The following is a 21,282-nucleotide window of genomic DNA, read 5'->3' as shown; positions in this document are numbered from 1 at the left end:
ACCAGCACGCATCCCACGGCGATCGCAAGCGACACAGTCAGCATGGCGCCTACACGTTGATGCGCACGATGCGTGCAATCGATGCATAGCCGAGCAGCTCCATCGCCGCGACCACCGCGAGCGTCGCCCAGCCGATGGGTGACGTGAACAGCGGTGCCATCGCGACGGGCTCCATCGCCCGCAGCACCATCATCAGGAAGAGCGGCAAGCAGGTCATCACGATGCCCTGCATGCGTCCCTGCGATGTCAGCGCGCGAATCTTGCCCTCCATCTGCAGTTTGTCGCGCAGCGTACTGGCGACTGATTCGAGCGCTTGCGCGAGATTGCCGCCCACTTCACGCGAGATCATCACGGCTGCCGTCACCATCATGAAATCGGGTACAGGTATACGTTGTTCGATGTTGCGCATCGCGACATCGAGATCGATACCGAGGCGAATCTCGCGCAGCAACAGATCGAATTCCTGCGAGATCGGAGGCACCGACTCCTGGACTGCGCTTTCGAGCGCAATCGGAAAGCTCGCGCCTGCACGCAAACCGCCCGCGATCATCAACAGCATGTCGGGCAACTGGCGCTCGAGCGTCTCGATGCGCCGCGTGCGCATCCATGACAGCACCCTTCGCGGCACGAACCACACGAGCGGCAGCGACGCGAGCGCAACCAGAACGCTGCCGCTCAAGAGCAGCGAGAGCACGGGCAATGCGACCATCGCGATCAAGGTCACGGCGGCTGTCCTCTGGCGGCTCACGAACACGAAGGCATCGGCGAGCGACCGCTCGACTTCGCTTGCAAGACGACGCGACCCGCTAGCAAGCGAGGCCCGCACGGCTTGGGCGATGAGCCAGATCGCGACCGACGCGCCAGCGAATACGACCATGAGAAGGGAATTCACGGGTAGAGCCTCACTCGACGTGCTTGAAAATGGCCGTATCGACGGCGATGCGGCGGCGTATCAGGTCCTGATAGAAATCGGGGATATACGACGTGGGCATGAATTGCCCGCGAATCTTGCCGTTCTCTCCGAGGCCCGCTTCCCTGAAGACGAAGATATCCTGCAACTGGATCACGCCCGATTCGATGCCGCTCACCTCGGTGATATGCGTGACGCGACGCGACCCGCACGAGAAGCGCGTCTGCTGCACGATGATGTCCACGGCCGCGCAAACCTGTTCGCGTATCGCCTGCACAGGCAGATCGAGTCCCGCCATCAGCGTCATCACTTCGAGACGCGCAATGCAATCGCGGGGCGAGTTGGCATGCGCCGTGGTCAGCGAACCGTCGTGGCCCGTATTCATCGCCTGCAGCATGTCGAGCGCTTCGCCGCCCCGGCATTCGCCGACCACGATACGGTCGGGCCGCATCCGCAAGCAGTTGCGCACCAGTTCGCGTATCGTGACGGCGCCCTTTCCTTCCAGGTTCGCCGGTCTCGTTTCGAGCGCGACGAGGTTGGGTTGCGACAGTTGCAGTTCGGCCGCATCTTCGACGGTGACAATGCGCTCTTCGTCCGGGATATAGTCGGACAGCACATTGAGCAAGGTCGTCTTGCCGGAGCCCGTGCCGCCCGAGATCACGATGTTTGCGCGCTGCTCGACAGCCGTGCGCAAGAACGCGAGCATCGCGGGAGACAGCGAGCCGAACCCCAGCAGATCGTAGCCGCGCAGCTTCTGCTGCGGAAACTTTCGCACCGTCATGCTCGGTCCTTTCAGCGCGAGCGGCGGGATCACGGCGTTCACGCGCGAGCCGTCCTTGAGACGCGCATCGACCATCGGCGAGCTTTCGTCGATACGACGTCCGATCGGTGCGACGATCCGCTCGATGGCGCCGAGAACCGCGCGCTCGTCGGTAAAGATCACGGGCGAGCGCCGCAATCGCCCCTGCTGCTCGACGAAAATTTCATCGTGCCGGTTGACCATGATTTCGGAAATCGTCGGATCGGCGATCAATTCTTCGAGCGGACCGAGTCCGATGATTTCATCGAACACGCTCCTCTTGAGCGTCGGCAGCGGAATGTCCGAGCGACGAAAACTCGCGTCACGCGCGAGGATATCGTCGAGCGCGTCGCCGACCGTCGCGCGCAGTTCGTCGTCGGCCATGCGCGAGACGTTCAGACGCCGCAGATCGAGCGCGTCGATCACCTTCATGTGCAACAGCTTGCGCAAGTCGATCCCTTCGGGGCTGTTGATCGGCGCGACACGTTGCGGCTCGTCGGTATGCGGAGGCGCCATCGGCCCGCGCGTGTCGGTATCGACGCAATCGGCTTCGTCCGGCACGGGGCGCGACGCATGTGCCGGAGCGTCAGGCGTCACCTGCATCGCCTCGACTTCGAGCACCGTCGTGCCGATCTCGATCTGATCGCCCTGCGCGAGCGGACCATAGCGCACGACCGGCGCACCGTTCACCGTCGTCGCGACAATGCCACCCTGATCCTCGACATACCACGCATGAAAGTCCTTCACGATGCGCGCATGCGTACGTCCGACGAGCATGCCCTTGATGACGATATCGCACGCCGCGTCGCGGCCGATCGTGCACACGCCGTCGACGTGGACCGTGAGCGTGGGTGCATTGCGCGATTGCACTTGCAGTTTCAGCATGTTCTTCAATGTGAGGGGTTGTGCGTTGCATTCGAGGGCGCAGGCTGCGCAATGGGCACATCGAGCGGACTGCGCGCGCCGTACTGTTGCGCGTAACGTCGCCCGCCTTCCTGCGCACGTGCCAGCAGCGCGGTATTCGGTTCGCCAGACGGCTCCGAGATCAGCGGCGTCACGAAAATCACGAGATCGCTGTTCTTCGCGCGGAAGCTGTCAGAGCGGAACAGTTGCCCGATGATGGGCAGCCGCGCAAAAAACGGCATCCCTGCCGATCCATTCAACGCGTCCGCGCTGACGAGGCCCGAAATTGCGATCGTTTCGCCTGCCCGCAGAGAGATGTCCGAACTGGCGCTGCGCGTCAGGAAGCCTGGAAATCCGCCATACGACACCGACGGGTCGATCTGACTGATCTCCGTCTGGACGGTCGCCGAGATGATGTCGTTCGCATCGACGACGGGCCTGATGTTCAACCGGATGCCGTACGGCTTGTATTCGACGTCGGTCGTGCCGAGCGCACCCGCCTTTGGAATCGGCACTTCGCCGCCCGCGAGAAACGATGCCGTGCCGCCGCTCTTCGTATTCAGTTCGGGCGCGGCGAGGATGAACGCGTCACCGTTGTTGATCGCGAAATTGATGCGCGAAGTGATGGTCGATGCGATTCCTGCAAGAAAGAAGTTTGCGCCGCTTGCCGCACCGGAGCCGATGAAGCCTTGTCCCGACACCTGCGGTCCCGCGAACTGGCTGTCCCACGCAATGCCAATGTCCTTCTGCCCGGTGCGCGTCACTTCCATGATCTGCACCTTGAAATGCAGGGTTTTCTTCAGCGCATCGCCTTCGTCGATCGTGGTGGTGTCGATCACGTTCGTCATATCGGCGATCGCGGCTTTCACTGCGGCCGCCTTTTCGCGATGCACGCTGCCCGCCAACACGATGTTCGGCCCCACTTCCTGCACGCGCACGCCCGGCACCGCCGCCAGCACGCTGCGCAACTGCGCCGCCGACATGCCGACGTCGCCTTTGGCGACCCGCACCGTCGTCTGCAGCGCGACGCCGCGCTCGTTCCACACGACGAGCGACGTGATGCCCGCGCTTTCGGCGAGCAGCATCACGCGCCCGTCGACGACATTCGCCGTCAGGAGCTTGCCGTTGCCGATCGCGATGCGTTTGATCGTGCCAGGCACGTTGAGCATGCGCACTTCGCCCTTGTACAAATCCAGCACGGCGGCGTTTTGCGCGGCGTCTGCGTCGACGCCGCGTTGCGCGCTGGTCGCATCCGCAGCGCTCGCACCGGCGGCGAGCACGCCCATGAAGAGTGCGGCACTTGCGAAGCATCGCAGCGCGTTCGGGTAGATACCTGCTTCCATGAATGACTCGAGAAAAATAGCGTTTGTTCTTCTAGTCCTGGTTGCCGCGGCGCTTGGCGTGTTGCTGCAGCTGCTTCGCGATGACGGCGGCGCTATCGGAGAGCGTCCGCGAAGCGGGCGCGGGTACGCTGTCCTCGGGACCGCGCTCGCGCGGATTCGCCGTGTCGCCCGACGGCATCGGCGCGACCTGCGCGACGCTCGCTGTCGCCGCGCCGGAGCCGCCGCCCGCGATCACTTCGACAGACGCGGCGCGTGTGGCAAGCTGCGCGCCGAACACGTCGCCTTCCGTCAACTCGACGGGTGAAGCTGCGATGTCGTCGTCGTCGGCGGCGTTGCGAAGAATGAGCCGCAGCGTGCCCATCTTTTGCGCGAGCACGATGCGCGGCGCGTCGGCGGCGGGCACCTGCATCGTTACCGTGTCGTAGCGCGATGCGCTGGCCGGTTCGTCCACGTCGCCTGCATCGCGCGCATTCACGCTGCGGCCTGTCGCGAGCACCAGCACGCCGGGCAGCAACAGGCGCACCGCCTTTCTCTCGCCTGCCGACGCGTAGGCTTGCGTGCCGACCCAGTACATGTCGACGCGATTGCCGGGCCGCAGCATCGACGCTGTCGAGTTCACCGCATCGATTTCGAACGTCAGCGCGCGCTGTCCGGCGGGAAGCATGTCGGAGAAATCGCGCCCACGCGGTGCGTCAAAATCGCTCGTGCGCAGCGGCCGTCCATGCATCACGGCGCGCACGAGCTTCGCCTTGCGGAACGCGTCGAATGCATCGACCCGCACCATGTCGTCGTAAACGAGATCGGCCGCAATCTCGCGCGATACGAATGCGTCGCTCGATAACGGCGTGCCGGCGGGCACATCGCGGCGCGGCACGACGACTTCGATGCCTCGCAGCGCGAGCTTGCCCGCCACTTCGGCGCGCACATGCGCCTCGCGCTCGCCGAGATAGCGATAGACAAACCACGTGAGCGCGCCCGCCGTCAGCACGGCAGCGAGCAACAGCAGCCATGCATTGCCCAGCAGCGAATGAAACTTGATCTTCCTGAACATCGGATTGAAATCGAAGTGGTTACGGTAAAGAAAGCGCGAAGCTATACGCGCGATACAGCGACCTGAACGCCGCGCACAGCTGACTGACGATCGACTGATCGCCGCCCGCGACCAGCGCAGCCACGATCACGGCAGTCACGACGAGATACTCGACAAATGCCTGGCCGCGCTGCGTTCTGCCGCGCGTGTATCGGATTTCAAGGGCCCGTCGTCGCATGGATCACAGCCTCCGTCTGTCCGCTGCGGTTGGAGAAAATGGCGTCGATCCGCTCGCTGCCGCGCTGCATCGCGAGCACATGACCCGTTGCGCGCTGCGATCCGCCGAGCCGCGGCGCGGGCATCTGCGCAACGACGCGCCAGCCCGCTTGCTGCAGCCGACGTGCGTAGCGTTGCGCGTTGTCCTTCGTTTCCCCTGACATGTCGAGCAGCCATGTGCGGCCTGCCTGCCGCCCGTCGCGGCTTTCGATATCCGAAACTGTCCGCGCTCCTTCTGGCAACGGAACGAGCAATGCATCGACGCGATGCGTTGCCCCCGCGCCGTCGAGACGCATCACGCTCAGCAGCCCTTGTGTCGTCTCGCCGTCTTCTCGCGACGGCATCACAAGCACGTAATGGCACGCACCGTCGAGCGCGGCGAGCAGCACGCCCGATGCGTCGCGACGCTCCGTCGCGGGAACGTGTGCCTGCGTCCAGAACGCGCCGAATTCGCTCGACACGTCAGCGGACGTCCCGCTGAACGTCATGCGATAAACGGACGCCGGCACGCCCTCGATCAGCATGTCGCGGCCAATGACCTGCACGTGCGTGGCGTGAACGGGTTGACGGTCGCAAGCGGGACCCGCGGCCATTGCTTGCAGCGGCGGCGGCATCGCCGTCGCGGCTAAGGCGAAGAAACACAACGACGCGTGCTTCATCGCGCAAGCCGGTCAGCGGGAACCACGTCGGCCCGGATGCGGCCGAATTCCAGCGTGTCGATTTCAGGCGCATACACACGCAGCTTCTCGTACAGCGGCGGAGGGATCAGTTGCGCGCCTGCTGCGGGCACGGCCTGCGCGAACAACGCTTCGGCGCGCGGCGTGCCTTCTGGCAGCCAGGTGTTGGTGAGCAGCGCATTCGTGTCATCGACAGCGAAGCCGTCGAAGCCCTTCCAGAGCCGCCGCAACGCATCGCTATGCACGCCCGTCGCCATGCGCAAGGTGGCTGATCGGAATGCACGTGACGGCAGCTCGAATCTCGCGGCGAATGGTGCGCCGCCTGCTGCCGTCGGCGTCGAGCCAAAGCCACTCGACGTATACGCATCGAGTGGCGTCGATAGGTCGGATTCGTGCGTGCTGACCGTGAGATCGCGCGCATCGTCGAGAAGCGCCGTGCCGCTGGGGTCTTTCCACATCACGGGCTGTGGGAGACGCGCAGCGCCGTTGCCTGCCATCACACGTGCCAGCAGCTCGCGCTGAATCTGCCGGTCGCTTTTCTGTACCTGCAACGCGTCGCTGCCGTAGCGCGCGTACCAGTCGCGCGTCGCCGAACCGCTCGTTTCCGCATCGATCCAAACGGTGCGTTCCCACGCCGCGTAACGCGAACCCGTCAGCGTGCGGTTGCGGATATCGTTGAACTTGCCGAGCATGACAATTCCCAGCAACAGTACGCTCGTCGCAAGCATCGTGGCGATGAGAAATTCCACCAGCGCCTGACCGGGTTGAGCGCGAGTGCGCCGTTTCACGTGTTTTTTCATGGCGAGGCAACCAGCGCGTCCGACGCATACTGCGCGGCCTGCGCAGCGGCGCGTTCTTCGGCGCTTACGGGCGCAAGCGAAGCCTGCCAGTAAGGACTGAACGTGCTCGGATACTCGGTCTTTCCATCGTCGCGCTGCCATGTGCCTGCATCGAGCAAGGCACCTGCAAGCCGGTCTCCCAACGCGTCCGCAGACGGTCGCGCGAAATAAGCATGCGCGCTCGAGAGCGTGTGCATGGCGCCGCTCGCGCTGCCGTTGGTCACCCGCATGCGGCCTGCGCCGCCCAGGCCGGTCGTCCTGACGAGCGTCGCGGCCATGCGCTCCACTTCTATCGTGATGCGCGGCGCTTCGTTCGCAAGCGGCGCATAGGCGATGTCCTGATAGGGCAGCAGGCCACCGTTTGCGCGATCGAGTGAAACGCCTGGGCCTTGCGTGAACTGCTCGGCCATCGCGGCGGGCACGTTCATGCCCGGCTGCGTGCTGTCGGGATCGCCGAAGTTCATATAGCCGCCGTAGCCCTTCCAGTCGCTCCATGCAACGAAGGGCGGATGCGTCATGTAGCTGCCCACGTCGCCGTTCGCGCTGCCGCCGTGCCCCGCGATGGCGTCGAATGTATCGACGCAGGTGATCGTGATATGCGCAGTGCTTGCGTCGATCGATTGCCAGCCGTTCTTGTCGCTGCGCAATTGCGTGCCGCCGACATGCGCGACGCGAATGGCGATGCGTCCGCCGCCTGGACAGCGCGCACTCGAATCGTCGAGCTGCTGATAGTCGGGCGCGATGCTGCGCGACGATACCCGCGCTTTCACGAAGCTGTCGAGTGTCGCAGGATCGGTCACGACATCGGCGAAATGATCGGCGTCGAGATTGCCTGCGGGCGTGACGACACGCGTATAGGTTTGCCACACAGCGAGTTGTGCGGCATTGCGTGGACTTGTGAAGTAGCCGGACGTGACGTGCGTGTCGGGCTGATTGCGTTGCGCGACCTCGTTCGCGATGTCGGGCACAGCCGCGAATATCGCTGCGTGATAGTCGGTCTGCGCGTCGCTGAGCGCGCGCGTGATGCCGCCGACACCCTTCGCGACGGCGGGCAGCAATGCATCGAGCGTCGCACGCACGGGCGCGATGTCGAGCCGCGCGCGGTCCTTTGGCGCGCGCCACCATGCCGGATGGTCGGCGAAGGTCGTCACGAGTTGCTCGGTGTCGGGGTTGCCCATATACGTGTTGTCGAGTTCGTCGATCCACGACTTCAGCGCCACTATTTGAGCCGCGCTCACCTGATTGGCGACCATCGCGCGGTTCGCATACGCGGAGAAGTTGTAGTCGCGCGCCTGCAAAACGGCGGCGCTGTACGCAGCGGCATCGGCCGTGTTCTGCAGCTTGATCTTTGCGCTCGTCATCTGGAACGACCCGAAGGCGACATACAGACCGACGCCGCCAATCAGCAGGAACAGCAGCGCAGGTACCAGCGCCTGACCTGCATGCGCGCCAGATCGCCGACGGGACGTGCGTTTCATGACGACGAGCCGCGCCCGATGCTTTACTTGTTGCCCGTCGACAGGCTGCCGTCGCTGCCGTACGCGCCCATGCCCTTGTTCTTGTCGGCCTGGCTCTTGCCGTCCGTCGCCGCAGCGCGTGCGTCGTTGATATCGGACGTGCTATCCGTGCCCGACATTTCATGCGCGAGCCCCGCCGTCTGCTCGCGAATCGTCTTGCCGAACGACGCATACACGGCAATCGCCGAGACCGCGATCAGCGCCACGATGATGATGTATTCGGTCATGCCCTGACCGGCCTGTTTGCGCAGATGACGCTTGAGAGAGATTTTCATAACGACGAGCCAGAAGTAATTAAAGGAATTACGTAATTTTGCCTTCACTTCATTGCCTGGCCATTCGATTTTCGAACCAGACAGGGAAGCCAGTATAAAAACGCCGTTTTAAATTCCGGAGACGATATTTCTGCAATATCCGGGTCCATTTTCGCAACTGATTACGCGATCGGTCTGGCGTATGCGCGATACCACACAACGGCCTGTACACATCGGCATTGCGCGTAATCGAGAGAATGCATAAAGACATTAATCCTTTCCATTCTTCCCGCAAATACTCGGCAAATTCCTACACACGACACCTTTTCAACTGATATTTAGAATCGCCGCTCGCGAATAGATTTTCCCGGCGAACTGGAAACGGCAACGGCGCTTTAAAGCCACGCTGCCAGCCCGTTCGATTCATCGTCCATCCAAGGGAAAACGCGAGGCATGAACAAAACCTATCAATCTGTGTGGAACGAAGCGGCAGGCACTTATATCGCCGCGGCGGAAAACACCCGCGCGCACGGCAAGAAGTCGAGCCGCTGTGCGCTCAACATTGCATCGGCGGCGCTTGCATCGGCCGTTACGTTCGGCACCTATGGCGCGGCCTGGGCGGCCGATCCGGCGCTGACGCCGAAGCCGACTTCGAGCGCGGCGAACCTCGCGACGCCTGCGCCGGCCAGCGACTTCTTCTGCTTCCTCTTCTGGTGCGGGGCCGGCGGCAATACGACGAACATCACATACAACGGCGTCAATGCGCAGGATGCGTACGCGTACACCTACGACCGCAACAACCTGAAGTACTTCCACGTCGATTCGAAACTCGGCGAATCGTCCGCGAGCGGTGGCGGCGGCGATGCGATCGCGATCGGCGGCGCAGCGAAGGCGAATGGCGTCAGCAAGGACGGCTCGGCCTATGGCTGGCCAGGTTCGACGGCGGGCAACGGCCCGATCGCGATCGGCGGCGAAGCGCTTGCGCAGGGCGCAGCCAATCTGGCCGTCGGTATCGACGCAACGGCTGACGGCCTGTATCACGCGGTCGCGGTAGGCGGCAACGCGCAGGCCGCTGACATCTACACGGTCGCCGTCGGCGGACACGCGCTCGCGTCGGCACAGACTTCGACGGCACTCGGCTCGCACGCCGCCGCGCTCGCGAACGGCTCGGTCGCACTCGGGGAAAGCTCGGTCGCGACGCGCAGCAATACGGTGTCGGTCGGCAAGCAAGGCGCCGAGCGGCAGATCGTCAACGTCGCAGCGGGATCGGCGGGCACGGATGCCGTCAACGTGAACCAGTTGAATGCCGCGATCGCAAGCGCTGGCGGCAATGGGGGCGGAGGCGGCGGCGCAGGCAATAACGTCGTGCTGCCGGCGGACCTGAAGTACTTTCACGCGACATCGACGCTTGCCGATGCATCGGCAGCGGGCCAGGAAACGGTCGCGGTGGGCGGCAATGCGACGGCGCTGGCGCGCGGCTCGGTCGCGCTCGGTTCCCGTTCGGTCGCCGATCGCGTGAACACGGTGTCGGTAGGCAACGATCAGACCAACCGCCAGATCACGCATCTTGCCGCGGGCACGATGGACAACGACGCCGTCAACGTCGCGCAGTTGAACACCACTGTGCAAAACGCGCTGACGGGCGGCATGCTTCCGAATCTCGTCGTCTACGACTCGGTGCCGCACGACGCGCTGACGCTGGGCGGCGTCGGTGCGGCGCATCCCGTGAGGCTGATGAACGTCGCTGGCGGCGCGATCACGCAAACCAGCACTGACGCGATCAACGGCTCGCAGATGTTCCAGCTCGCGCAGGCGACGCAGCAGGGTTTCAACGATGTCGGCAGCGGCATGAGCGCGCTGGCGCAGAGCACGGCGGCGGCGTTGGGAGGGGACGCGGGCGCCAATACCGCCGACGGCTCGATCACGCCGCCCAGCTACAAGATTGGCGGTCAGACCTATCACAACGTCGGGCAAGCGCTGGACGCGCTCGCGGCGAGCGGCGGCGGCGGCTCCGTCAACAGCGTCAACTACGATACGGGCGCGCACAACAGCGTGACGCTCGGCGGCACACTCGCGCATGCGCCCGTCGCGCTGACGAACGTCGCGAACGGCGCGATCAACGCGAGCAGCACCGACGCCGTCAACGGCAAGCAGCTATACGCGACGGCCGGCAGCGTCGCGAGCGCGATCGGCGCGGGCGCGTTGCTGAAGTCGGACGGCACGCTCGCGGCGCCCGCGTACGTGATCTCCGGCGTCACCTATAACGACATGGGCAGCGCGATCAACGCGATCGGCGCGGTCGGTCAGGACGTGCAGGTCACGGCGAAGTACGTGAAGGTGTCGTCGACGGCTTCACAGGCGCTGTCCAATGGCGTCGAGACCACCGCCATCGGCGGTGCGGCCTATGCATCGGGAGATCGCTCTGTCGCGATCGGCACGGGTGCACGCGCGCAATACGACGACTCGGTGGCGATCGGCTCGAATGCGCAGGTCTATGAATCCGGTACGGTGTCGGTGGGCCGCAAGAGCGGCGAGAAGCGCGTGACCAATGTGGCGAACGGCGTCAACGCAACGGACGCCGCGACAGTCGGCCAACTGAACGCGCTGCAAAAGTCGCTATCGGCGCAGACCCAGCCCGCGCTGCGTTCGGCGCTGCTCACCGACACTTCCGCGCTCGACTACATCAAGGTCAGCCCGAACGTGATGGCGGGCACGCCGACTCAGGTATCGAACGATCTGAATGCAATGGCGATCGGACCTTCGGCGAACGCATCGGGCGCCAATGCCGTCGCCGTGGGCGCGGGCTCGGGCGCCGCGCGGGCCGGATCAACGGCCGTCGGCTCGCGTGCCGCCGCGCTCGCGCTCAACTCGACCGTGGTTGGCCAGAGCGCATCGACGGGTTTCAATGCGCAGAACGGCGTGTCCATCGGCTACATGGCGGATGCCGAAGGCGTCAACTCGATGGGCTTTGGCTCGTTCTCGATCGCGGGCGGCGCGGGTTCGGTGGCGATCGGCTACAACGCGCTCGTGTACAACGCCGCCAGCAACGCGATGGCGTTCGGCACGGGCGCAACGGTGACGGCCGCGAACTCGATCGCGTTGGGCGGCGGCTCGATTGCGGATCGCGCGAACACGATTTCAGTCGGCAATATGGGCACGCAGCGCCAGGTCGTCAATGTCGCAGCGGGCACGGCAAACGCCGACGCCGTCAACGTATCGCAACTCAAGGGCGTGACAAGCGCGCTCGGCGGCGGAGCAAGCGTCGCCGCAGACGGGTCGCTCGCGAATCCTTCGTACGTGCTCGGCGGCACGACCTATAACGACGTCGGCGCGGCGCTCACGGCCGCCGCGGGTGCAAGTTCCCCTGATGCCGTGAAATACGACTCGAGCGCGCACAACAAGGTGACGCTGGGCGGCACAGGCGCATCGGCGCCGGTGAAACTGGCGAACGTCGCGGCGGGCAGCGCGAACACCGATGCGGTGAACCTGAAGCAGCTGAAAGATCTCGGCGCGAACATCGACGCCAGTGGCGCAGTCACGAGCGGCTTCGTCGCCTATGACGACGCCTCGAACACGAACGTCTCGCTCAAGGGCGCTGGTGGCACCAGGATCAGGAACGTCGCCGCGGGCAGCGTGAGCGCATCGAGCCTCGACGCCGTCAACGGATCGCAGTTGTTTCAGACGAACCAGAATGTCGCGAACGTGATCGCCGGGCTGAGCAACGCGAGCAACACGCTCAACAACATGAGTGACGGCGGCGGCCTGAAGTATTTCCACGCCAACTCGTCGCTGGCCGACTCGCAGGCGGGTGCCGACTCGGTCGCGATAGGCGGCAATGCGCTGGCGACGACGTCGAATGCCGTCGCGCTCGGCAGCAACTCTCGCGTCACGGCGGACAATACCGTCGCAATCGGCGCCGACGCGCTTGCCGACCGTGCGAACAGCGTCTCCGTCGGCGCGAGCGGCGCGGAGCGGCAGATCGTCAACGTCGCGGCAGGCACGCAGAATACGGATGCTGTGAACGTGAAGCAGCTGAAGGACCTCGGCGCTTCGTTCGATATCAACGGCAACGTGTCGGGGGCGTTCGTCGCCTACGACGATGCGTCGAAGACGCGCGTCACACTGGGCGGCGCGGGCGCGGCGGCCACCGTAAAGGTAACGAACGTCGCGGCGGGCAGCGCGAACACCGACGCCGTCAACGTGAAGCAGCTAAAAGACCTCGGCGCGTCGTTCGATACGAACGGCAACGCGACCAGCGCGTTCGTCGCGTATGACGATGCGTCGTCGAAAGGCACGGCCACGCTGAAGGGTGTGAACGGCACGAAGGTCACCAACCTTGCGGCAGCCGCGCTGAACGCGGCGAGTAAGGACGCCGTCAACGGTTCGCAGTTGTATCAGACGAACCTGAATGTCGCGAACGTCAGCGCAAATGTCGTGAACGTGTCGAACATGGTCAACAACATCATGCTCGGCGGCGGCATCAAGTATTTCCACGCGACTTCGCAACTCGACGACTCCAGCGCCACGGGCAGCGACTCGATCGCCATCGGCGGTGCTGCGCAGGCAGCGGACGAAAACGCGATCGCGCTCGGCGCCAATGCGCGCGCCAACGCGTCGAACGCCATCGCGCTCGGCGGCGGATCGGTTGCGGATCGTGTGAATACGGTGTCTGTCGGCGTCGGCGGTGCGGAGCGCCAACTCGTCAACCTCGCGGCAGGCACGCAGAGCACGGATGCCGTCAACGTGTCGCAACTCAAGGGTGTGACGAGCGCGCTGGGCGGCGGCGCAAACGTCGGCAGCGACGGTGCGGTTACGAAGCCGGCCTATGTGATCGGCGGGACGACATACAACGATGTCGGCGCCGCCATCGACGCCGCCGCTCACAGTGGCAGCGATGCGACCGATGCCGTCAAATACGACACCGCCGCGCACAGCAAGGTGACGCTGGGCGGCGTGAGTGCGGCGTCACCCGTCAAGCTGACGAACGTCGCGGCAGGCAGCGCGAACACCGACGCCGTCAACGTGAAGCAGCTGAAAGATCTCGGCGCTTCGTTCGATACCGGCGGCAACGTGACGAGCGCGTTCGTCGCGTATGACGACGCGCAGAAGCGCACGGTCACCCTCAAGGGCGCGGGCGGCACGAAGATCACGAATCTGCTTGCTGGCGCGCTGAATGCCAACAGCACGGACGCCGTCAACGGTTCGCAGTTGTACCAGACGAATCAGGACGTCGCGAATCTGTCGGGCTCGCTCAACAACGTGGGCGACACGCTCAACAATCTGAACGACGGCGGCGGCCTGAAGTATTTCCACGCGAGCTCGGCGCTCGCCGACTCGCAGGCGACGGGCGCGAATTCAGTGGCGATCGGCGGCAATGCGCAGGCGGCAACCGACGAAGCGATTGCCGTCGGCAGCAACGCGCGCTCGACGGCTTCCAATGCAGTGGCGCTCGGCACGGGTTCGCTGGCGGATCGCGCGAACACGGTATCGGTCGGCGCTGGTGGCGCGGAACGGCAGATCGTCAACGTCGCGGCGGGCACGCAGAACACGGACGCCGTCAATCTCAGGCAGCTGAAAGACCTCGGTGCTTCGTTCGACAACAACGGCAACGTGTCGAGCGCGTTCGTCGCTTACGACAGCGCATCGAAGAACAAGGTCACATTCGGCGGCGTGGGCGCAACCACGGCCGTGAAGCTGTCGAACGTCGCGCCAGGCAGCGCGAACACCGACGCCGTCAACGTGAAGCAGCTGAAAGATCTCGGCGCTTCGTTCGATACCAGCGGCAACGTCACAAGCGCGTTCGTCGCGTATGACGACGCTTCGACGAAGGCCACGATTACCCTCAAGGGCGCGAGCGGCACGAAGATCACCAATCTCCTGGCAGGTGCGCTGAACGCCAACAGCATGGATGCCGTCAACGGCTCGCAGTTGTACCAGACGAACCAGAACGTCGCGAACGTCGCGGGCAATGTGGCGAACCTCGCAGGCAACGTGAGCAACATGAGCGACACGCTGAACAATCTCGCGGGCGGCGGCGGCCTGAAGTATTTCCACGCGAGCTCGGCGCTCGCCGACTCGCAGGCGACGGGCGCGAATTCAGTGGCGATCGGCGGCAATGCGCAGGCGGCAACCGACGAAGCGATTGCTGTCGGCAGCAACGCGCGCTCGACGGCTTCCAATGCAGTGGCGCTCGGCACGGGTTCGCTGGCGGATCGCGCGAACACGGTGTCGGTCGGCGCTGGCGGCGCGGAACGGCAGATCGTCAACGTCGCGGCGGGCACGCAGAACACGGACGCCGTCAATCTCAGGCAGCTGAAAGACCTCGGTGCTTCGTTCGACAACAACGGCAACGTGTCGAGCGCGTTCGTCGCTTACGACAGCGCATCGAAGATCAAGGTCACATTCGGTGGCGTGGGCGCAACCACGGCCGTGAAGCTGTCGAACGTCGCGCCAGGCAGCGCGAACACCGACGCCGTCAACGTGAAGCAGCTGAAAGATCTCGGCGCTTCGTTCGATACCAGCGGCAACGTCACAAGCGCGTTCGTCGCGTATGACGACGCTTCGACGAAGGGCACGATTACCCTCAAGGGCGCGAGCGGCACGAAGATCACCAATCTCCTGGCAGGTGCGCTGAACGCCAACAGCATGGATGCCGTCAATGGCTCGCAGTTGTACCAGACGAACCAGAACGTCGCGAACGTCGCGGGCAATGTGGACAACATGTCGAACACGGTCAACAACATCATGCTCGGCGGAGGCATCCGGTATTTCCACGCGAACTCGGCGCGCGACGATTCGCTTGCTAGCGGCGAAGACGCGATCGCGATCGGTGGCGACGCTCAGGCAAACGATATGGGTGCCGTCGCGATCGGCGCGCATGCACAGGCCGCGCATTCCGGCTCGATCGCGCTCGGCGATAACGCGCAGGCAAGCGCGTCGAATTCGGTGGCGCTCGGCGCGAACGCGTCGACGAATGCCGTTTTGACGACGCCCGCCTATCAACCCGGCACGACGCCGCTGGCAGGCGCCACGCCCGTGGGCGAAGTCTCCGTCGGATCGGCGGGCAGCGAGCGCCGCGTGACGAACGTCGCGGCAGGGGCGGCAGGCACCGACGCGGTCAACGTGAGCCAACTCAAGTCGGCCGTCGATGCGTCGTCGAGTGCCGTACTCGCGTCCGCCGTGCTGTACGACGAGGCCACGCGGCGCGACAGCGTGACACTGGGCGGCACGACGGCCACTTCGCCCGTCGCGTTGAGGAACGTCGCGCCGGGTTCGATTGGCTCGACCAGCCGCGACGCCGTCAACGGCTCGCAGCTCTTCAACGTCGCGAATTCGACGGCGGCGGCGCTGGGCGGCGGTGCGGCCGTCGGCAGCGATGGGAAGATTGGTGCACCCACGTACGTGATCGCTGATAAGTCGTATAGCGACGTGGGGACTGCGCTGTCGGCAGTGGACAAATCCATGATCAATCTGACCGGCTATACGAAGTACATCCAGGTTTCCGTCAAGAATCCCAACGACGATCCCGTAGCAAACGCGAAGGGCGATTTCTCCGTGGCCATTGGCTCCGCCGCCGCAGCACAAGCCAATCTTTCGCTGGCACTTGGCACCGGCTCGCGAGCATCCGAAGAAGGAGCCGTGGCGATCGGATACGGCGCATTGGCGAGATTCGCAAACTCCGTCGCACTCGGCTCAGGATCACACGCGGATGAAGACGGCGTTGTCTCCGTCGGTTCGCCAATGGACAACCTGACGCGCCGTATCACCAACGTCGCAGACGGCATCAATGCCAACGACGCCGTCACCGTCGAGCAGCTCAACGCGATGCATGACCAACTGCTGCACTCGAGTAGCGCGCCACGCTCGATGCTGCTCGGCGCGCCCAATCCCCTCGACTACATCGCCATCAGCACGAACGTCGCATCGGGCGCCTCCGCGCAAACGTCCACCGATCTCAACGCGATGGCGATCGGTCCCGGCGCGAGCGCATCGGGCACCAATGCGCTAGCCGTCGGCGCGATGTCGGCAGCCGGGGCCAGCAAGTCGACCGCCGTCGGCGCGGGTGCAGCCGCGGCACGCGACGGCAGCACCTCCATCGGCCAGAGCGCCGCTGCGCTCGGCATCGCTTCGACGGTGATCGGCACAGGCGCATCGACAGCATTCGGCGGGACCAACAGCGTGTCGCTCGGTTATATGGCCGATGCGGAAGGCGTCGGATCGTTGGGCTTCGGTGCAATGTCGATAGCCAACGCCAACGGCTCGATTGCGCTGGGTACAAATTCGCTGACGACAGCCGCCGCCTCGAACGCCGTCGCCCTCGGCGCGAACTCCATCGCCTCGCGTGCGAACACGATCTCCGTCGGCAGCGACACGCTGCAGCGGCAGATCGTCAACGTCGCAGCAGGCACGTCGGCCACCGACGCCGTCAACGTCTCACAACTCAAGGGCGTCGCGAATCTGCTCGGCGGCGGTGCGGACCTCGCCAGCGACGGCTCGGTGAAACAGCCGGTCTACACGATCAGCGGCCGCACCTACAACGACGTCGGCACAGCGCTCGCCGCTGCCGCCGCATCGGGCGGCGGCGCTTCGCCCGATGCCGTCTCGTACGACACGGCGGCGCACGATCGCATCACCTTGGGCGGCGCGAGCGCATCCGCACCTGTCAAGCTGACGAACGTCGCGCCCGCCCTGCTTGCATCCGGCAGCACGGATGCGGTGAACGGCGGCCAACTCTTCAACACGGCGAGCACGGTCGCGGGCGCGCTGGGGAGCGGCGCAATTGTGGGTGCGGACGGCAAGATCAAAGCGCCCGCTTACGCAATCGGCGGCTCGACCTACAACAGCGTCGGCGGCGCGCTGGCCGCCGTGGATTCCGCGCTCGCGACAGGCGGCAATCCGAACGGACTCGTGTACGACTCGCCGGCGCGCAACACGGTCACGCTCGGGGGTGCGGGCGCAGGCACGCCCGTCAGGCTGACGAACGTCGCCGACGCCAGGCTCGACAGCGACGCCGTCAACCTGAAGCAACTCAAGGCAGCGGGCGTTGCCGTCGATCCGTCGACGGGCGTCGTCACCAACGCCCTCGTCGCGTACGACGGTGTGTCGAAATCCAGCGTCACATTCAACGCGGGCAACTCGCCGACGCAGTTGAAGAACGTCGCCGATGCCGTCGATGCATTCGACGCCGTGAATCTGCGGCAGATGCAAAGCTACATGTCGACGCAGATCACGAACTTCACGCCGGCTGTCGTCGTCGACGATCTGCCCGTCGGCACGGCGACGGGTCAGGACGCCGTCGCGATCGGCACCGGCGCGAACGCATCGGGGAACGCTGCGATTGCGATCGGCGCGCACACGTCGACGGCGGGCGACCGGTCCATCGCGTTCGGCGCGGGCGCCTCCGCACTGTCCGCGAATGCCGTCGCGCTGGGCGCGAACTCGGTGGCCGATCGCGACAACAGCGTGTCGGTGGGCGCAGCGGGCGCGGAGCGGCAGATCACCAACGTCGCGGCGGGCACGGCGGCGACGGATGCCGTCAACGTCGGCCAGATGAACAGCGCGGTTAGCGGCGTCTACAAGAGCATGCAGGACATGGACCGCGAGAACCGCCGCGGTATCGCGTCCGCGTCCGCGCTGAACATCGTCACGCCGTATCTGCCGGGACGCACGACGCTCAACGCAGGCGTCGCCGGCTATCGTGGCACGGCGGCACTCGGCGTGGGCGTGTCCCGCTGGAACGAGAAGGGCACAGTGAACTACAACCTCGGCGTGTCGAGTGCAGGCGGCAACAGCACGATCGTCCGCGCGGGCCTCGGCATCGTGTTCGGCAACTGACCGGCTGCCTCTGACCGGGCTGCGCGGCCCGCAAGCCGCGCAGCCCTTTTCTGATGGAATCACACATGAAGCATTCATTGATGACGCGGACGTGCGTCGCGCTGTCGGCGCTCGTCGCCGGCTGCACATCGACGGCTTCGCGCGACGCGCTGCAGGTGCAAAACCCGGCCGTTCTGCAACGCGGTATCGACGCGACGCAAGACAACGCGGCGGGCGCGGCCACGCCTGCGTGGCTCGATCTGCATCGCACCGCTCACAACGCGAGCGCGATCGACTCGATTCGGACGCGTCTGGACGCACTCGGTCCACACAAGGACAACTATTTCGGTTTCAAGGCGCAATGCTGGCTCGACGCTGCGCGAGAAGCGCGCTCCCACTGGAATCACTGGGGGTTCGTCGAAGAAGCGTTGCGCGAAGCCAGCCGTCTCACGGCAGCGCTGGAGACAGGCGCTGGCCTGTACGCGGACAATCCCGATTTGCGCACCGCGGCCGTGGTGCGGCCGGACTTGTGGAAGCAGATTCTGATAGCGAAGGCAGCGCCAGCGTTCGCGTCGTGTTCGCATGCGCAGCGCCTGACCGCCTGCGCCGAGATCCAGATGATTCACGCGGGACACGAGGCATGGACGCGCGATTTCAAGGCCAGCACCCAGCGTGTCGACGACGTGACGAAGACTCTGCCGCAAATCGGTGCGGCGCTCGCCGCCTGCACGCCACCCGTCGCCACGCCGCCGCCGGACCCTCTCCGAAAGTGACACTGCAAGGCGACGCGACGTTTGCGTTCGATCGCGGCGACATCGCCGCCCTGCTGCCCGAAGGCAGGGCAAAGCTCGATCGGTCGATACGCGACATGAGGCAGGCCGGCGACGTGACGGCCATTCTCGTCGAAGGCTACACAGACAGGCTGGGCAGCGGCGCACATAATGCGCGGCTCTCAGCCCTGCGCGCGGAAACCGTGAAGCATTATCTCGCCGCGGGCGGCATCGAAGCGCCGATCAGCGCACGAGGAATGGGCGCCGCGAATCCTCTCGCGCGATGCGACGAGTCCAACCGGCAACAGCTGATCCGCTGTCTCGCGCCTGACCGGCGAGTCGAACTGAACATCACGCGCGGCGCGGTCACTGCAGTTCCTGTCCGTTGACGGGCGGAGCGTTGCGGGCTCGAGCGGCCCGCGTCATTGCAGGCCGCGCGCAGCGCCAAACGCGCGTCTGAGCGCCACCAGAAGCAGGCGAGCGCGGTCGCTCTCGCTCGCCCGCCCCGCTGCTTCCAGCGCGGCGCATAGCATTGTGGCGCGCTCGTCGCCTGACAGTCGCGCCGACCCTTTCAACCGATGCGCGAGACAAGCGACGCGCGCCACGTCGCCTTCTGCAAGCGCATCGAAGGCGGCATTCAGATCGTCGCGGATGGCTTGCTCAAGCATCGTCTGCAAATCCTTCGGCCCGTCGGCGAGCACACGGCGCCATCCGTCCGTCATCGCGGCCGCTCCATTGTCGGGCTAGTTCGCGAGGCCATTTGTCTTCGCATATTCGACGAGATCGACGACGCTTTGCAGGTCGAGCTTTTGCATTAGCCGCATCTTGTACGTGCTGACGGTCTTGGGACTCAGATTGAGCGAGGTTGCGATCTCCACATTGCTCTGCCCGCGAATGAGCCGATGCAACACGGAGGTTTCCCGCCGCGATAGCGCGACGCCTGCCGGTTCGACGAGTTCGGATGCAAAGCAGGTGTAGCCGATCATCACCAGTCCCAGGCTGGCAAGCAGTTCATCCGGACCGCGTAGCTTGCTGACGAAGCCATGCGCACCGGCGTTGCGGACATGTGCGCCATTGAGCCGCTCGTCGACGGACGAAAAGACCACGATTCGCAGTCCAGGCTTCGCGCTGCTCAGCTGTGCGATCAGATCGATTCCATCGCCATCGGGCAAACGCAAATCGACAATTGCGAGCGAGAGATCCAACGCCGCCGCCGACGTCAAGGCTGCGGCCACGGAGCCGGCCTCGGCGACCATGTCGAAATCGGCGGATTCGTCGAGCACATAACGAAGTGCGCGCCGCATGACCGGATGGTCGTCGACGACCATCGTTCGAAAGGGTCTTGAATTGTAGGGGTCGTGGATCGAATTCACTGTAAGAATGTAAGATCTTTCCTACTACACAAACTGAGCTGTCTCTATGGTTAATCAGCAGTCCGTAGTTAGCGGCTTTGTTAGAATCCTACCTGATTTTTCTCGCAGTGATCCTTTAAAGAACGGCAGGTTTTCGGTTCACGATGATAAGAAATGAGCCATCAATGAAAAGAATTGTCATCGTCGACGACCATCCGATGATTCGCGGCGCAATTGTGAGCGTGTTTCGTTCGGACTCTGAACTGCAGATCGTAGGCGAGTCTGGTGACGGCGAAGAAGGGTTGAGAATGGTTCTATCGCTGAAACCAGATCTTGCCGTGCTTGACCTTGATCTGCCCAGCCTTGACGGCCTGTCGATGATTCGCCGCATCCGCGCACAGGACGACAGCATGCGCATCCTTGTGCTGTCCGCCAAGCCCGATCATGTGATGTCGCTTCACACGCAGCAGGCGGGCGCGAATGGTTATGTCAGCAAGGGGCGCGAACTGACGGAGATGCTAACGGCCGCGCGCACCGTGCTGCTAGGGTTCGACTGCTTTCCGGCTAACGCGCCGCACGCGAACAAGGCGGGCGGTCTCGATGTGTTGTCGCCGCGAGAAATGGAAGTGCTGCAATATCTGGCGCGCGGCGTCAGCAATAAGGAAATTGCAAGCCGCCTTTTTCTCAGCGACAAGACAGTCAGCACCTACAAGACACGGCTCTGCGAAAAGCTGGGCCTGTCGTCGCTCGCCGCGCTGATCGAGTTTGCGACGCTTCACAAGCTGATCGACTGACACAG

Annotated in this window: 15 protein-coding genes; 4 read left to right on the top strand and 11 right to left on the bottom strand. The window is 64.5% G+C overall.

Going from position 1 to position 21,282, the window contains the following annotated elements; genetic code table 11:
• Positions 1 to 49: 49 nt before the first annotated feature.
• From BPHY_RS21865 to BPHY_RS21825, 9 genes are read right to left on the bottom strand one after another with little or no spacing between them, the layout of a single operon-like run.
• Positions 50 to 877 (bottom strand): type II secretion system F family protein, encoded by an 828-nt coding sequence (locus BPHY_RS21865; protein ID WP_012403635.1) that lies wholly within the window; start codon positions 875 to 877, stop codon positions 50 to 52.
• A 25-nt stretch (positions 878 to 902) separates the two neighbouring features.
• Positions 903 to 2,594, bottom strand: a complete 1,692-nt coding sequence (locus BPHY_RS21860) for an ATPase, T2SS/T4P/T4SS family (RefSeq protein ID WP_012403634.1) — start codon at positions 2,592 to 2,594, stop codon at positions 903 to 905.
• Between the two features lie 5 nt (positions 2,595 to 2,599).
• Positions 2,600 to 3,955, bottom strand: a complete 1,356-nt coding sequence (locus BPHY_RS21855) for a type II and III secretion system protein family protein (RefSeq protein WP_012403633.1) — start codon at positions 3,953 to 3,955, stop codon at positions 2,600 to 2,602.
• 31 nt (positions 3,956 to 3,986) lie between these two features.
• Positions 3,987 to 5,006, bottom strand: a complete 1,020-nt coding sequence (gene cpaB, locus BPHY_RS21850) for a Flp pilus assembly protein CpaB (protein ID WP_012403632.1) — start codon at positions 5,004 to 5,006, stop codon at positions 3,987 to 3,989.
• A gap of 19 nt (positions 5,007 to 5,025) precedes the next feature.
• Positions 5,026 to 5,223: a hypothetical protein gene (locus tag BPHY_RS21845; protein WP_012403631.1), complete on the bottom strand. Its 198-nt coding sequence runs from the start codon at positions 5,221 to 5,223 to the stop codon at positions 5,026 to 5,028.
• A complete protein-coding gene (locus tag BPHY_RS21840; protein WP_012403630.1) occupies positions 5,204 to 5,920 on the bottom strand; it encodes a hypothetical protein in 717 nt (238 codons plus the stop codon). The genes BPHY_RS21845 and BPHY_RS21840 overlap by 20 nt, the downstream gene beginning before the upstream one ends.
• Positions 5,917 to 6,726, bottom strand: a complete 810-nt coding sequence (locus BPHY_RS21835; protein WP_244257620.1) for a hypothetical protein — start codon at positions 6,724 to 6,726, stop codon at positions 5,917 to 5,919. The genes BPHY_RS21840 and BPHY_RS21835 overlap by 4 nt, the downstream gene beginning before the upstream one ends.
• Before the next feature lie 8 nt (positions 6,727 to 6,734).
• Positions 6,735 to 8,255 carry a pilus assembly protein TadG-related protein gene (locus tag BPHY_RS21830; RefSeq protein WP_012403628.1) on the bottom strand — a complete coding sequence of 507 codons (1,521 nt, stop codon included), beginning with the start codon at positions 8,253 to 8,255 and terminating at the stop codon, positions 6,735 to 6,737.
• A gap of 23 nt (positions 8,256 to 8,278) precedes the next feature.
• Positions 8,279 to 8,569, bottom strand: coding sequence for a Flp family type IVb pilin (locus tag BPHY_RS21825; protein WP_041764518.1), 291 nt, complete (start codon positions 8,567 to 8,569; stop codon positions 8,279 to 8,281).
• Positions 8,570 to 9,001: 432 nt separating this feature from the next.
• On the opposite strand from BPHY_RS21825, the gene BPHY_RS21820 reads away from it, so the two are divergent.
• From BPHY_RS21820 to BPHY_RS43250, 3 genes are all read left to right on the top strand, one after another.
• A complete protein-coding gene (locus BPHY_RS21820) occupies positions 9,002 to 18,382 on the top strand; it encodes an ESPR-type extended signal peptide-containing protein (RefSeq protein WP_012403626.1) in 9,381 nt (3,126 codons plus the stop codon).
• Positions 18,383 to 18,447: 65 nt separating this feature from the next.
• Positions 18,448 to 19,134 (top strand): hypothetical protein, encoded by a 687-nt coding sequence (locus BPHY_RS43255; RefSeq protein WP_041764515.1) that lies wholly within the window; start codon positions 18,448 to 18,450, stop codon positions 19,132 to 19,134.
• On the top strand, positions 19,131 to 19,520 hold the full coding sequence (locus BPHY_RS43250; protein WP_244257621.1) for an OmpA family protein: 390 nt from the start codon (positions 19,131 to 19,133) through the stop codon (positions 19,518 to 19,520). Before BPHY_RS43255 ends, BPHY_RS43250 begins: the two co-directional genes overlap by 4 nt.
• Positions 19,521 to 19,553: 33 nt before the next feature.
• Here the strand turns inward: BPHY_RS43250 and BPHY_RS21805 are convergent, their stop codons facing one another.
• Positions 19,554 to 19,853 carry an Hpt domain-containing protein gene (locus BPHY_RS21805; protein ID WP_012403625.1) on the bottom strand — a complete coding sequence of 100 codons (300 nt, stop codon included), beginning with the start codon at positions 19,851 to 19,853 and terminating at the stop codon, positions 19,554 to 19,556.
• Between the two features lie 21 nt (positions 19,854 to 19,874).
• Positions 19,875 to 20,459 (bottom strand): response regulator transcription factor, encoded by a 585-nt coding sequence (locus BPHY_RS21800; RefSeq protein WP_012403624.1) that lies wholly within the window; start codon positions 20,457 to 20,459, stop codon positions 19,875 to 19,877.
• A gap of 209 nt (positions 20,460 to 20,668) precedes the next feature.
• Between BPHY_RS21800 and BPHY_RS21795 the strand changes: the two genes are divergently transcribed.
• The gene (locus BPHY_RS21795; RefSeq protein ID WP_041764512.1) at positions 20,669 to 21,277 is read left to right on the top strand and encodes a response regulator transcription factor; all 609 of its coding nucleotides are present in this window, start codon (positions 20,669 to 20,671) and stop codon (positions 21,275 to 21,277) included.
• Positions 21,278 to 21,282 lie beyond the last annotated feature (5 nt).

This window comes from Paraburkholderia phymatum STM815 (assembly GCF_000020045.1).
GTDB lineage: Bacteria > Pseudomonadota > Gammaproteobacteria > Burkholderiales > Burkholderiaceae > Paraburkholderia > Paraburkholderia phymatum.
The sequence above is the reverse complement of the archived record's forward strand: the minus strand, read 5'-3'. Positions and strand labels throughout refer to the sequence as shown.